This window comes from Brevundimonas sp. SL161 (assembly GCF_049896985.1).
Lineage (GTDB): Bacteria > Pseudomonadota > Alphaproteobacteria > Caulobacterales > Caulobacteraceae > Brevundimonas.
On record NZ_JAFCVJ010000098.1, the window covers coordinates 1 to 542 of the forward strand.

1 protein-coding gene is annotated in these 542 nt (G+C 64.9%); it reads right to left on the reverse strand.

Annotated elements, in window-relative coordinates; genetic code table 11:
- Positions 1 to 542 (reverse strand): IS630 family transposase (locus ACP7AU_RS17815; protein WP_426052290.1); only part of this gene is annotated, 542 nt, incomplete at both ends.

Consider the following 542-nt stretch of genomic DNA (forward strand, 5'->3'; position numbering starts at 1 on the left):
CGACGACGAAGCGGTTGATGGCGGCCTGGAGATCGACGACGCCCTTGAAGACGCCGCGCTTGAGGCGGCGCTTGGTGAGGATGGCGAAGAAGCCCTCGACGGCGTTGAGCCAGCTGGCCGACGTCGGCGTGAAGTGGAACGTCCAGCGCGGATGACGGCCCAGCCATGCGATCACCTTGGGGTGTTTGTGGGTGGCGTAGTTATCGAGGATGGCGTGGATAGTCTTTCCGGCCGGGACCTCGCGCTCGACGGCGTTCAGGAACCGGATGAACTCCTGATGCCGGTGGCGCTGCATGCAGCGGCCGATGACCTTGCCCTCCAGCACATCGAAGGCGGCGAAGAGGGTGGTCGTGCCGTGGCGTTTGTAGTCTTGGGTCATGGTCCCGGCGCGGCCCTTCTTCATCGGCAGACCCGGCTGGGTGCGATCCAACGCCTGGATCTGCGACTTCTCATCGACGCTGAGCACCACGGCGTGGGCCGGTGGATCGACATAGAGGCCGACGATGTCGCGGACCTTGGCGGCGAACTTCGGATCGTTGGAC